The organism is Dactylosporangium sp. NPDC050588, from assembly GCF_040654975.1.
GTDB classification, from domain to species: Bacteria; Actinomycetota; Actinomycetes; order Mycobacteriales; family Micromonosporaceae; genus Dactylosporangium; species Dactylosporangium maewongense.
The window spans coordinates 109,094-121,765 of record NZ_JBFAJA010000012.1; the positions used below are offsets into that span (position 1 = coordinate 109,094).

The following is a 12,672-nucleotide window of genomic DNA, read 5'->3' on the forward strand; positions in this document are numbered from 1 at the left end:
TTGTGTGACGCCGCCTCCCGCCGGGTACCGCGACCTCGTCGCCGCCCACCTGCGCCGCCCCGGCCGCCCGACCGGGGTCGCCGAGCCGATCCCGGGCGTCGGCGACCGCCTCGCCTACAACCCCTGCCTGATCCGGCAGGCCGGCCGGGCGCTGCTCGCGGTGCGGGTCGAGTCGCCCGGCAGCTACTGGCGCGACCGGTCGTCGTGGGATCCCGAGGTCCGCTTCTACGAGCGCACCGGTGACGGCTGGCGGGAGGCGCCCGGCATGCCGGTGTTCACGGCGGCGGAGGACCCGTTCGCCGCCTGGGTCCTGGGCCCCGACGGCTCGCCGGTCCTGGTCCTCGGCGTGGTCTCGCTGGACTTCGGCACCGACCCGCCGGGCGTCGTCACCCGCTTCTACGCCGCACCGGACGTCGAGCGGCTCGACCCGGCCCGGCCGTTCGTCGAGGTGCCGGGCATGAAGGACATCCGGCTGCTGCAGCGCCGCGACGGCCTCGCCGTGTGCGGCCGGCCGCAGGGTGGCACGGCCGGGCGCGGCCGGGTGAGCCTCATCTTCACCGACGACTACACGCAACTGTCCGCAGAGCTCATCGCCAAGGCGCACATCTTCCACGACCAGGTCGCCGAGGACACCAAGCTCGGCGTCAACGAGCTGTACGACCTCGGCGACCGCATCGGCGTCCTCGGTCACGTCGCCGTCGGCGAGGAGGGCGGCCCGCAGGAGTACGCCGGCGCCTGGTGGACCATCGACCCCGCCGCCTGCACTGCGACCGCGCCGGCGGTCATCGCGATGCGCGCCGACTTCCCGCCCGCGCCGCCGAAGCGCGCCGACCTCACCGACGTCGTCTTCCCCGGCTCGATGGAGGTCCTCGACGGCGGCACCGTCCGCCTGTACTGCGGCCTCGGCGACGCCTCCATCGGCTCGATCGTCGTGCCGTCGCCGCTGCCGTAGCCCGCACGCGTGGGGTGGCGGCCGACGGTCCCCGGGCCTGCGGCACAGCGCGGCTGTGGGAGGGTCAGCCCTGCTCGTCGCCCCCGGTGAGGCCGGTCAGGGCGTCGAGCATGTCGGCGAGGCCGGCGGCCGCGGCGAACAGGGTGTCGCTGCGGCTGCGGTCGCCGTCGAGGTGGGTCAGCATCTCCAGCCCCAGGTAGAAGGCCATCGCCGCCATGGCGGCCTCGCGGCCGGGGATGAGGGCGGCGAGGGGGCTGTCGCCGAGCAGGCGGCCGATCAGCGCCTCGGTGAAGTCCTCCCAGCGCCGGATCTCGGCGCGGACCCCTTCGGCGAGGCGGGTGGCGCCGACCGCCCCGGCGACCAGCTCCTGCACGGCGGCGATGTGACCGGTGGCGACGTCCTCCTCGTACAGCTCCCGCAGCGCCGGCAGGAGCTCCCGGGCACCGCGGACGCCGCTCGTGCGGGCGGTGTAGCGCTCCATCCGGCTGTCGCTGCTGTGCCGCATCGCCGCGAGCAGCAGGTCCTCGAGGTCCTCGAAGTGGTAGTAGATGACGCCGGGCGCGAAGCCGCCGGTGGCCGCGATGGCCCTCGCGGTGCTGGTCGAGAAGCCCTGGGTGGCGAGGGTGTCGACGGCGGCGCGCAGGATGCGCTCGCGGGTCTCGGTTCGGCGCGGCATCACCGGCAACGGTAGGCGATGTCAGATCACCCGGTGCGGCCGGACTCCGGACGCGGCGAGGAACGGGTCGAGCCGCCGCCCCAGCTCCGCGAGCCGGTGGCTGGGCACCTGCGGGTACAGGTGGTGCTCCAGGTGGTAGGTCAGCTCCAGGAACACGGCCGGGATCACCCGCCCGCGCAGGGTCCGCGTCTGCGTCAGGGGCGTGTCCCCGAAGTCGTGATGCGGCAGGTACACCGTCAGCACCGGATAGACCCAGCTGCCGACGACCGCCATCACCGCATACCAGAGCAGCATCGGCGTGACCGGCAGCAGGGCGACCCCGCCGGCGGTGACGAGGACCGGCGCGGCGGCCTCCGCGACCAGCCACCCGCGGTCCCGGCGGCTGCGCCGGTACGCCCACCGCCACAACCGCACCAGGAACACCGGCCCGTAGCAGGCGGCGCCGAGCAGGCTGATGTGCGCCGGGTAGCCCTCCGGATCGCGGTCCGGGTCGTCCTCCGGCGCGGGGAACGCCCGGTGGTGCTGCAGGTGGGTCGCCCGATAGGCGTGCCCGCTCTCCAGCAGGACGAGGCCGCACAGGAACAGCGCCCACTCGGTCGCCCGCGGCCCGAGCCCGATCGACCGGTGCACCACGTCGTGGGTGACGGTGACGACCGCGACGAAGATCCCGAACATGACGACGGGGGTCACCCACCACCATCCGAGGGCCGCGACCACCACATAGACGGCGACGCCGAGCGCCGGTCGGGTGAGGGCCAGCCGCCGCTGCCCCGGCCGGGTGGCGAGCAGGTCCGTGCCGAGGTCGTCCAGCGCCGGTTTCATGCCCGCACCAGGCCGTCCGTGACGGGCAGGCCGCGCCGCACGCCGGGGCCGCAGAGCACGCCTTCGGCGACGATGCGGCTGCCCAGGACACAGGCGACGGTGCCGAGGCCGGGCCAGGTGGAGTCGCCGACGAGCCAGAGGCCGGGCACGGCCGAGCGGTGCGGGACGGCGTGCTGGTTGGCGTTGGAGGTGCGCTGCCGGACGCCGCCGACGGCGCCGAGGGGGCGGGACGTGAACCGCGCATAGGTCCGCGGCGTGCCCACCTCCCGCACCACGGCCCGCTCGCCGAGCCGCGGGAAGACCCGCCGGGCCTCGGCCACGAGCCGGTCGCCGAGGGCGGCGCGGCGGCGGGCGTGCCCGGCGTCGTCCAGGTCCTCCCAGCCGGCGAGGCCGGTGTGGGTGGACAGCATCACGGCGCGGTGGCCCGGCGGGGCGCTGTCGTGGTCGCCGGCCGCCGACACGGAGACGAACATGTTGTTGCCGTCGCCGAGCGGCTCGGCGTAGGAGCGCAGCAGCTGGTGGTGGGTGAACTCCTGCCCGGCCACCTCCTCCTCGGGCACGCCGAGGCACACCATGGCCGCGCCGCCGAGGTCGCCGGCGTCGCGGCGCAGGAAGCGCTCCAGGGCGGGGCGGGCGGCGGGGGCGAGCGACGCGGTCGTGGCCACCGGCACCGCACTGACGACCTGCGCCGCCCGGACGGTGCCGCGCGGCCCGTCGACGGTGAAGTGCGGGGCGGCGCCGGTCACGCCGGTGACCCGCCAACCGCAGCGCAGGTCGCCGCCGAGCGACCGGTAGTGCGCCACGGCGGCCCGCCAGAAGCCGCGCATGCCGCCGGTCGCGCGGGTCAGCCCGGCGCCGCGGATGGTGATGCCGAGCGCCGCGTTGACCAGCGGGGCGTCGTCGACGGAGCTGTGCACGGTGTCCTCGACGAGCATCGACAGCAGCCCGACCAGGGCGGCGTCGTCGCGCAGCCCGTGCCGCCGCAGCGCCCCGCCGAGCGTGCCGGTGACGTGCCGGGCCAGGTGCAGGTCGGTGAGGCGCATCGCCCGCGCGTTGTGCACCAGGTCGGCCGGGCCGCGCACGGGCATCCTCGCGCCCGCGCGGCTGGCCCGCCAGAACGCGTCGGAGAGCCGGTCGAGCAGCGCCCAGAACCGGCGGTGCCGGTCGGTGTCGCCGAGCGCCCGCAGCCGCTCCCGGTGCCAGGCGCCGGCGTCGCGGTGCAGCACGACGGTGCGGTCGGGCAGCCACGCCACATACCCGGGCAGCGCCTCACCGGGCAGCGGCGGCATGCCGACGGCGTCGAACAGCTCGGCGCCCACGCCGCCGGGCTCGAAGTCGACGAGCGTGGTGGCGCCGACGTCGAAGGAGAAGCCGCGACGGCGGTAGTAGCCGGCGCAGCCGCCCGCGTGGCCGTGCGCCTCGAGCACCACCGTCGTGCTGCCGGCCGCCTGCAGCCGCAGCGCCGTAACCAGGCCCGCCAGCCCCGCCCCGACCACCGCGACGTCGAACCGATCGTCCTGAACAGAAGTTCTGAACATACGTTCAACGTAGGACCGCCCCACCACCGTGTCAACAGCGGTCGATATCGGGCGGCGCGGATCGCCCGCCTTCGCTACGGTGGCCGCCGCATCACCACACGGGGGACCCAGATGATCCGACGCATCGTCACGAGCGCGGCGGCGGCAAGTGGGTGCACCTGGACCTGAAGCGGGTGAAGACCGACAGCCTCGTGTACTTCGGGCACAACACGCCGACGCAGATCAAGGCCCCGGCGAAGAAGAGCGTCGTCGAGGCCGACGACATGTACTACGGCTGAGCCCGGTTGCGGACCTCGACGACGGCGCCCGAGTCGAGGTCCACCCGGAAGCTGCGGCCGGGCGGCAGCGGCTGGTCCAGCGCGCGGACCCGCGGGCCGTTCAATGGCGGCCATGGTAGGCGGTGGCGGGCGTCGATCGCAGCGGCGCTGCCGGAAACCGGACACCGCCGGGGGCATGACAGGATGTGAACGCACCGCCGGATGATCGAGGGAGCAGTCGTGGCCGCACGTGTCGTCAGTCCCACCGGGCGAGGGTTCCTGCTGCTCGACGCGCACCCCGTCGGCTGCTTCCGCAGCGTCACCGACATGGTCGCGCAGATCCCGGCGCCGCAGGGGCAGCCGTCGAAGCTCACCGCGCTCATCATCGGCTCCAGCGCGGGCTACGGCCTCGCCGCCACCCTGGCGGGCCTGGTCCGGCACGGTTTGCAGGGCGTCGGCGTCGCGTTCGAGCGCCCGCCGGGCCGGCGCACCGCGACCGCCGGCTGGTATCGCACGATCGCCACCGACGCGGTCGCCGCGGAGGTGGGCAGCGACTTCACCTTCGTTAACGCCGACGCGTTCGCCGACACCACCAAGGACGAGGTCCTCGACCTGCTGCAGAAGCGGTTCGGTCAGGTGGATGTCCTGGTGTACAGCGTCGCCGCGCCGCGACGGACGGACCCGCGGACCGGCACCACGTTCCAGTCGGTCATCAAGCCGCTCGGCCAGGCGCACACGACGCGGACGCTCGAGTTCGACGCCGACGGCACGGCGACCCTGCGGGACGTGACCGCCGCCCCCGCCGGCGAGCAGGAGGCGGCCGACACCGTGCAGGTGATGGGCGGCGAGGACTGGTCCCGCTGGGTCACCGCGCTGCAGGACCGGGGGATGCTGCGCGACGGGTTCCGCACGGTGGCCCTGTCGTACATCGGATCCGGCCTCACCTCGGCGATCTACCGCGACGGCACGATCGGCGCGGCGAAGCTGCACCTGGAGCGGACCGCCAAGGAGCTCGACGAGCGGCTCGCCGGGCACGGCGGCCGGGCGCTGACGTCGGTCAACGGCGCGGCCGTCACGCAGGCGTCGACCGCCATCCCGGGCATCGCTCTGTACGTCAGCGTCCTGCGCGCCGTGCTCGGCGACGCGCTCCAGTCGCCGGTCGAGCAGTCGGTGCAGCTGTGGGACCAGCTGACCGGCGCGGCCCCGCTCGACCTGGACGAGCAGGGCCGGCTGCGGCTGGACCGGTGGGAGCTGGACCCCGCGGTGCAGGCCGCGGTCGCGGAGCGCTGGCACGCGATCACCCCGGAGACGATCGCCGAGGTCGCCGACGTCGACTGGTTCCGCGCCCAGTTCCGCGGCCTGTACGGCTTCGACGTCCCGGGCGTCGACTACGCGGCGCCCGTCGACCCCGACCTGGAGTGGCCCGCGCCCAGGTGAGCGCCCCGCGCCGACCTGGAGTGGCCCGCGCCCAGGTTTGCGACCGGCTACCCCGGCCCGGAGTGGCCCACGCCCAGGGCAGCGCCCGGCGCCGGGCGGGTGGCGGCGAACCAGCACGCCACCCCGAGGGCCAGCTCGACGATCCCGCCGACGACGAGGCCGCTCGCCGGTGCCCCGTCCAGCGCCGCCGACATCCCGCGCGACACCGCGTACGCCAGGTAGAACACGGCCCCGGCGACCGCCGCCGGGAACGCCAGCCGCGCCACGAACGCACCGGCCAGCAGCAGCACCCCGACGGCGAGCACCGCCCCACCGGCCGATCTGGTCTCGCTGAGCAGGTTGGGGTCGGCGCCGATGCTGATGCCGTACTGGCGCCGGAAGGCCACGGGCGCGAACAGGCTGGCGCCCCCGACCGCGACGGCCACCACCCCCGAGACGAGCAGCAGGATCCGCCGGATCACCGCCAGGCCCCAGCCGCCGCGGCGGCGCGGCAGTAGTCGGCGAAGTCCCGCGGCGGCCGGCCGAGGGCGTCCTGGACGCCGGTGCCGAGGCTGGCGTTGCGCCCGTCGAACACCTCGCCGCACAGGTCGGCGAACAGGTCGCCCTGCGGGTGCCCCGCGAGCGCCGCCCGCAGCTCCTCGACACTGACCGGCACGTACGTGACCGGCCGGCCCGCCGCCAGCGCGATCTCCGCGGCCGCCCCGGCGAAGGTGAGCAGCCGCGGGCCGGTGACCTCGTACACGCGGCCGTCGTGCCGCTCGTCGAGCAGCGCCGCGACCGCCACGTCGGCGATGTCCTCCACGTCCACGAACGGCTCGGCGACGTCGCCGGCGGCCAGGACGACGGCGCCGTCCATGACCCCCTGCCGCAGCTCTCCCTCGCCGAAGTTCTGCGCGAACCACGAGGCCCGCACGAGCGTGTAGCCGAGCCCGGACTCCCGCACGATGTCCTCGCAGCTCTCGGCGTGGTGCTCGCCGCGGCCGGACAGCAGCACGAGCCGCCGGACGCCGGCCGCCGCGGCCGCCTTCGTGAACGCCTCCACCGCGGCGGGCGCCTCGGGGGCGGCGAGGTCGGAGTAGTAGGAGACGTACGCGGCGTCGACGCCGTCCAGGACGGCCGGCCAGGTCTCCCGCCGTTCCCAGTCGAACGGTGGGTCGCTGCGGCGGGAGGCGCCGCGCACGGGGTGCCCCAGGTCGGTGAGGCGGCGGAGGATCCGGCGGCCGGTCTTGCCGGTCGAGCCGATGACAAGGTTGCTCATGTGGTCAAGCTTCGCCGGTACGGGCGAGATTATGAATCACAGGGACACCGGAAGTCTTTGCAGATCGTCCAGCATCATGGACGATGACGAGGTGACGACGACGATCCTCCCGCCGGCCGCGGACCCGCTCGGCGAGGCGCTGCACCTCCTGCGGCTCACCGGCACGCTGTACTGCCGCTCGGAGCTGACCGCACCGTGGGACATCGCCGTGCCCGCGCTGGACGGGCTCATGGCGCTGCTCGTCGTCACCGCCGGCGAGGCCGTCCTCGAGGTCGACGGCGAGCCGCCGCGGACGCTGCGGCCGCGCGGGCTGACCCTGATCCCGCACGGCACCCCGCACCGCGTCCACAGTGGACAGAGAGGGTCCCGCGCCACGCCGCTGTTCGACATCCCGGTCGAGCGGGTCAGCGAGCGGTATGAGCTGCTGCGCCACGGCGGCGGCGGCGCGCTGACCCGGGTCACCTACTGCGTGCTGCGCTGCGACCACGTCCCGGCCCGGCGGCTGGTCGCGCAGCTGCCGCCGGTGCTGCACGTCGACGGGTGGGACGACGACGGCGGCTGGCTGCACAGCACCCTGCAGCTCATCGCCGCCGAGGCGACCGCGCTGCGACCCGGCGGCGAGACGGTGCTGACCCGCCTCGCCGACGTCCTGGTGGTGCAGGCGATCCGCGGCTGGCTCGACACCGCGCCCGAGGCGCACCAGGGCTGGCTCGCGGCGCTGCGCGACGAGCACCTCGGCCGGGCGCTGGCCGCGATGCACCGGGCCCCGGAGGCGCCGTGGAGCGTGGAGTCCCTGGCCCGCGAGGCGGCGATGTCCCGTTCGGCGTTCTCCGCCCGGTTCACGGCGCTGCTCGGCGAGCCCGTCATGCAGTACGTGACCCAGTGGCGGATGCAGCTCGCCCACACCCACCTGCAGCAGTCGCCGGAGCCGCTCTCGCAGGTGGCGCACCGCTTCGGCTACGCGTCGGAGGCCGCGTTCTCCCGGGCCTTCAGCCGGACCTTCGGCGTGTCGCCGGGCGCGGTCCGCGCCGGTGCGGGCGCCACCGGTCGTTGACAAGCTCCCGATCGCCGCATTCGGGCCCGAACGGTCGACCGGCCCGCGGTTCGGAGACCGTCTGACCAGGGCGCCGGACGATCCGACCAAGGGGCGGCTGGCGTCGGGAGGGGTGCTCACGGCAGGATACGCCTGCACGGCGGGCGTCGATGCGTGGAGGCAGCCAGACGCCCGCCGGAGGACGGCTACCGGATCGGAGGGACGGCGCGAGGTGCAGGGGCGGGTGCTGGGCGGTCGCTACCGTCTGGAGGAGCAGCTCGGCAGCGGCGGGATGGCGGTGGTGTGGGCGGCGACCGACGAGGTGCTGGGGCGGGCGGTCGCGGTCAAGATGCTCGACGGGGCGCACATCACGAAGCCCGACTCGCTGCGGCGGATACGCGCCGAGGCCAGGGCCGCGGCGAACCTGTCGCACCCCAACATCGCCCAGGTCCACGACTACGGTGAGGCGTCCGACGACGGCGAGCTCGTCCCGTACGTCGTGATGGAGCTGGTCCCGGGCCCGACCCTCGCGCAGCGGATCGCCGCCGGGCCGATCGAGCCGAAGGTCGCCTTCCGCATCTGCGCCGAGATCGCCGCCGCGCTGACCGCCGCGCACGCCGCGTCGCTGGTGCACCGTGACATCAAGCCCGCCAACGTGATCGTGACCCCGGGCGGCGCGAAGGTCGTCGACTTCGGCATCGCGGCCTCCGCCAGCCCCGGCGGCGACGGGGACCTGTCCGGCCAGGTGCTGGGCACGCCGTCGTACCTGGCGCCGGAGCGGCTGACCGACGACGCGATCGAGCCGGCCTCCGACGTCTACGCGCTCGGCGTGATCCTCTACAAGCTGCTCGCCGGGCACCTGCCCTGGGCCGCGGACAGCACGACGCAGGTGCTCACCGCGCACGTGTACCTCCCGCCCGCGCCGCTGCCGGAGACGCCGGGGGTCCCGCCGGAGATCGCCGACCTGTGCCAGCGCTGCCTGCGCAAAGACCCGGCGGAGCGCCCCGACGCGCCGGAGGTCGCGGCGGCGCTCGCCGCGGCCGCCGGGCTGCAGGTCGTCCCGTCCACCCCGGCGCTGCTGGCCCTGACGGCCCTGGGGACGGCGACCGGGCCGTCGGCGGACGGCGAACCGTCGGCCCTGGTCATCCCGCCCACCCCGGCCCGGCGGTCGCGCGCCCGGGTGAGGACGGCGGCGGGCGTGGGCGCCGTGTCGGCCGCCGCGGTCCTGACCTGGGTGGCGCTGGGATCCCCGCCGATCGCCTCGGGCAGGTCCGACGACGACACGCCGTCGCCGGGCAGGTCCCGGCCCGCCGTGGCGGTCGCGACGGGTCTCCCCGCCTCGGGTACCCCCAGGTCCGGCGGTCACACCGGCACCCCGGGCCACGGCACCCCTGGCGGCGCCACGGCCGGGCCCGCCCCGGCGGGCTCCTCCGGCGGTGCCGACGTCACCGACCCGGCGCCCACGACCGTGCCGCCACCCCCGCCGCCGACCGCGGACCCGCCGCGCTCGGAGACCCTCTCCTCCGCCGGCGGCACGGTCACCGCCACCTGCGACGGCGCCGGACGCGTGCGGCTGACGTCCCCGGACCCGGCGGACGGCTACAAGGTCACGACCTTCAACGGCGGCCCTGCGGCCACGGCGGAGGTCGCCTTCAAGCGCGGCAACGCCACCATCCGGATGTCCGTCACCTGCGACGACGGCGCCCCGACCGCCACGACGACGAAGACCACCACGAACGGCTGACACGGGCGGCGTCACGCGTACGGGTCGGTGATCTCCCGCAGGTCGGTGAGGATCGCGCGGAGCTGGGTCATCCGGCGGGCGCCCAGGTGGGCCTCCCACTCCGCCTCGACCTCGGCGACGGCGGCCGCGGCGACGGTGACGGCCGCGGCGCCGCGGGCGGAGACGCGCACGAGCCGGGCGCGGGCGTCGGTCGGGTCGGGGACGCGCTCGACATAGCCCGCCCGCTCCAGCTGGTCGACGAGGAAGCCGGCGGACTGCTTGGTGATCTGCGCCTGCTCGGCGAGGTCGGTGAGCCTGCTGCCGTCCTCCGCGATGCGCTGGAACACCTTCGCCTGCGCCGGGGTGACGTCGCCGAACCCGGCGGCGGCGAGCGCGGCGAAGACCCTGCTCTCCATCGCCCGGTACGGGATGAACAGCAGCAGACCCGCGTTGAGCGACACGGTCACCGTCCTTGACGTTGGTCAGTCTCTCTGACTACATTGGTCAGAGAGACTGACTATAGCAGCGGAGCCGTCATGGACGCCGAGATGAGCTGGCAGGTCATCGCCGAGCAGCGCCGGAGCCTCGCCGACCTGCTCGAAGGCCTCACCGCCGAGCAGTGGGGCACGCCGTCGCTGTGCGCGGGCTGGACCGTCCGCGACGTGGCCGCCCACGTCGCGCTGGCGCCGCAGCCGCCGGGCTTCGCCACCATGCTGCGCGAGGCGGCCCGGGCCCGGGGCAGCTTTGACCGTCTCAACCACGACCTGGCCGTCCGGCACGCGGCCCGGTCCACCGGGCGCCTCGTCGCCGAGCTGTGGGAGCACGCGGACTCCCGCCGCCTGCCGGCCGTGACCAGCTACCGCAACATCGTGCCCGACATCCTCGTGCACGGGCAGGACATCGCCGTCCCGCTCGGCCTGCCGCACCCGGTGCCGCCGGTCGCCGCAGCCGCCGCCGCGACCCGGGTGTGGACGATGAGCTGGCCCTTCTGGGCCCGCCGCCGGCTGCGCCGGGTCCGCCTGGTCGCCACCGACACGACCTGGGCCGCCGGCCCCGACACCGGCGACGAGATCCGCGGCCCGATCTCCGCGCTGCTGCTCCTGCTCACGGGCCGCACCGCCGCGGCCCTGCCCCACCTGTCCGGGCCCGGCCTCGCCACCACCGTCCGGTAGCCACCCGTCGCCACCGGGAGCGGCCCACGGGAGCGGCCTCCGGGAGCGGCCTCCGAGAGCGGCCTCCGAGAGCGGCCCACGGGAATCGCCCTCGGCGCCTCGGAAGCAGGCCCCGGCTTCGCCACCGCCCGGGTAGTCGCCCCGCCGCCCACCGTGAGCCGGGCCCGGCGCCCGGCGGGAGCAGGCCCGGCGCGCCTCGGAGGCGGGTCAGCGGCGCCGGCGTGGGCCGCGCAGCAGCGGGCGGGCGACGCCGAAGACGAGCAGCAGCGCCAGCAGAAGCGATCCGCCGCCGACGACGGCGGCGCGGATCGCGGCCGTGCCCGGGCCGTCGCCGGAAGCCCGCGGCGGCGCGTGGGTGGTGGGCGGCGCCGGCGGGGACGGCGACGCGGTCGGGCCGAGCGGGCCGAGCGGGTCGGCGGTGACCGGTGGGACGGTGGCGGTCAGGGCCGCGTACGGGTCGATCAGCCCGTGGCCGAAGCTGTCGTCGCGGCCGGGGGCGCCCTTGTCGCGGGCGGTGGCGAAGAGGCGGTTGACGACGTTGGCCGCGTCCAGCCCGGGGTGCCTGGACCAGATCAGCGCGAGGAGGCCGGAGACGATCGCGGCGGCGCCGCTCGTGCCCGAGCCGATCGCGAAACCGGAGGGGTAGCGGGACTTCGGGGCGGCGCCGATGATGTCCTGCGCCGGCGCGGCGATGTCGACGGTCGGGTCGGCGATCGAACCGTCCCACAGCCCGCCGGTGCGGGTCGTGCCGGCGACGGTGATGACGCCGGGGTAGCGGGCCGGGAGCGGCACGTGGTCGTCGCCCTGGGGGCGGTTGCCGCCGGCGGCGACGAGGACGGCTCCCTTGGCGCGGGCGTACGCGATGGCGTCCAGCTCCGGCTGCTTCAGCTCGTCGTCGGTGAGCGTGAACGACATGTTGATGATCTTCGCGCCGTGGTCGGCGGCGTAGCGGATCGGCTCGGCGAGCGTGCCCGCGGGCGCTCCGGCCGCCCGGTTGCCGATCGGGATCGCGATCGGTAGGACCTTGGCCTTCGGGGCGATGCCGAGCACATGGTTCGCCCCGTCGCCGCCCCGGCCCGCGAGGACCGTCGCCATCTGGGTGCCGTGGCCGTCGGGGTCGTCCCAGCCCTTCTCGCTCGCCACGCCGTTGGTGCCGGCGCCGGGCAGCAGCGCGCCGGACAGGTCCGGCTGGGCGCCGTCGACGCCGGTGTCGATCACCGCGACGACGACGCCCTCACCCTTGCTGACCTGCTGGGCCTTCGCCATGCCGAGCGCGCCGAGCCACCACTGCTGCTCGCGGACGGTCTCAGCCTGTGCCGGCGCCGGGGCGCCCCCGATCAACACCCCGGCCACCAGCGCTGCCACGGCGCTGCGCGTTCTCACGCCGCGACCGTACCGGCAGGGTCAGGACCACCACCACTTCTGGTTGGCGCCGCCGTAGCAGTCGTACTGGCCGACCGGGGCGAAGTCGGCCGTGCTGTAGTACAGGACCTCGAGGCACTTGCTGCTGTACTGGTTGACGATCGAGCCGTTGCTCAGCAGGTACCACTTCTGGTTCATGCCGCCATAGCAGTCGTACTGGCCGACGGGCGCGAAGTTGGCGGTGCTGTAGTTGAGCACCTCCAGGCACCTGCGGCTGTTGACGTTGTGGTGCCGGTGACCGCCGCAGAGGCCGGCGTCGCGGCCATCGCGAGCAGCGTCGCCGCCACGGCCGCCACGACCAGTAGCTTCCGTCCTACCATTCCGTGCTCCTTACACTGAGTGCCGAAGTGCGGACCCGGCACACAGTGAGGCGCCCAACGGG

General features: G+C 75.2%; 13 protein-coding genes and 1 pseudogene. 6 read left to right on the forward strand and 8 right to left on the reverse strand.

What is annotated here, in order from left to right:
* Positions 1 to 4 precede the first annotated feature (4 nt).
* Positions 5 to 952, forward strand: coding sequence for a DUF1861 family protein (locus AB0I21_RS10550; protein ID WP_360560072.1), 948 nt, complete (start codon positions 5 to 7; stop codon positions 950 to 952).
* A 64-nt stretch (positions 953 to 1,016) separates the two neighbouring features.
* Here AB0I21_RS10550 and AB0I21_RS10555 read toward each other — a convergent pair whose 3' ends face one another.
* From AB0I21_RS10555 to AB0I21_RS10565, 3 genes are read right to left on the reverse strand one after another with little or no spacing between them, the layout of a single operon-like run.
* Complete coding sequence (locus AB0I21_RS10555) at positions 1,017 to 1,628, reverse strand: TetR family transcriptional regulator (protein WP_360560073.1); 612 nt, start codon at positions 1,626 to 1,628, stop codon at positions 1,017 to 1,019.
* Positions 1,629 to 1,649: 21 nt separating this feature from the next.
* Positions 1,650 to 2,450: a fatty acid desaturase gene (locus AB0I21_RS10560; protein ID WP_360560074.1), complete on the reverse strand. Its 801-nt coding sequence runs from the start codon at positions 2,448 to 2,450 to the stop codon at positions 1,650 to 1,652.
* Positions 2,447 to 3,988, reverse strand: coding sequence for an NAD(P)/FAD-dependent oxidoreductase (locus AB0I21_RS10565; protein WP_360560075.1), 1,542 nt, complete (start codon positions 3,986 to 3,988; stop codon positions 2,447 to 2,449). Before AB0I21_RS10565 ends, AB0I21_RS10560 begins: the two co-directional genes overlap by 4 nt.
* A 152-nt stretch (positions 3,989 to 4,140) precedes the next feature.
* Between AB0I21_RS10565 and AB0I21_RS10570 the strand changes: the two genes are divergently transcribed.
* Both AB0I21_RS10570 and AB0I21_RS10575 read left to right on the forward strand, forming a co-directional pair.
* Positions 4,141 to 4,266 (forward strand): hypothetical protein, encoded by a 126-nt coding sequence (locus tag AB0I21_RS10570; RefSeq protein WP_360560076.1) that lies wholly within the window; start codon positions 4,141 to 4,143, stop codon positions 4,264 to 4,266.
* Positions 4,267 to 4,485: 219 nt separating this feature from the next.
* The gene (locus AB0I21_RS10575) at positions 4,486 to 5,682 is read left to right on the forward strand and encodes a trans-2-enoyl-CoA reductase family protein (protein WP_360560077.1); all 1,197 of its coding nucleotides are present in this window, start codon (positions 4,486 to 4,488) and stop codon (positions 5,680 to 5,682) included.
* A gap of 47 nt (positions 5,683 to 5,729) precedes the next feature.
* Here the strand turns inward: AB0I21_RS10575 and AB0I21_RS10580 are convergent, their stop codons facing one another.
* A complete protein-coding gene (locus AB0I21_RS10580; RefSeq protein WP_360560078.1) occupies positions 5,730 to 6,143 on the reverse strand; it encodes a DUF4345 domain-containing protein in 414 nt (137 codons plus the stop codon).
* Positions 6,140 to 6,940 (reverse strand): NAD(P)H-binding protein, encoded by an 801-nt coding sequence (locus AB0I21_RS10585; RefSeq protein WP_360560079.1) that lies wholly within the window; start codon positions 6,938 to 6,940, stop codon positions 6,140 to 6,142. The genes AB0I21_RS10580 and AB0I21_RS10585 overlap by 4 nt, the downstream gene beginning before the upstream one ends.
* Positions 6,941 to 7,016: 76 nt before the next feature.
* Here AB0I21_RS10585 and AB0I21_RS10590 point away from each other — a divergent pair, with 76 nt between their 5' ends.
* Positions 7,017 to 7,994, forward strand: coding sequence for an AraC family transcriptional regulator (locus AB0I21_RS10590; RefSeq protein WP_360560080.1), 978 nt, complete (start codon positions 7,017 to 7,019; stop codon positions 7,992 to 7,994).
* A 211-nt stretch (positions 7,995 to 8,205) separates the two neighbouring features.
* The gene (locus AB0I21_RS10595) at positions 8,206 to 9,717 is read left to right on the forward strand and encodes a protein kinase (protein WP_360560081.1); all 1,512 of its coding nucleotides are present in this window, start codon (positions 8,206 to 8,208) and stop codon (positions 9,715 to 9,717) included.
* Positions 9,718 to 9,728: 11 nt separating this feature from the next.
* Here AB0I21_RS10595 and AB0I21_RS10600 read toward each other — a convergent pair whose 3' ends face one another.
* Complete coding sequence (locus AB0I21_RS10600; protein WP_360560082.1) at positions 9,729 to 10,157, reverse strand: MarR family transcriptional regulator; 429 nt, start codon at positions 10,155 to 10,157, stop codon at positions 9,729 to 9,731.
* A gap of 75 nt (positions 10,158 to 10,232) precedes the next feature.
* Here AB0I21_RS10600 and AB0I21_RS10605 point away from each other — a divergent pair, with 75 nt between their 5' ends.
* A complete protein-coding gene (locus AB0I21_RS10605) occupies positions 10,233 to 10,868 on the forward strand; it encodes a maleylpyruvate isomerase family mycothiol-dependent enzyme (RefSeq protein ID WP_360560083.1) in 636 nt (211 codons plus the stop codon).
* A 207-nt stretch (positions 10,869 to 11,075) separates the two neighbouring features.
* On the opposite strand, the gene AB0I21_RS10610 is transcribed toward AB0I21_RS10605, so the two are convergent.
* Complete coding sequence (locus AB0I21_RS10610; protein ID WP_360560084.1) at positions 11,076 to 12,251, reverse strand: S8 family serine peptidase; 1,176 nt, start codon at positions 12,249 to 12,251, stop codon at positions 11,076 to 11,078.
* 21 nt (positions 12,252 to 12,272) lie between these two features.
* Positions 12,273 to 12,506 (reverse strand): annotated as a pseudogene (locus AB0I21_RS10615) (RICIN domain-containing protein); the annotation flags it as partial.
* Positions 12,507 to 12,672 lie beyond the last annotated feature (166 nt).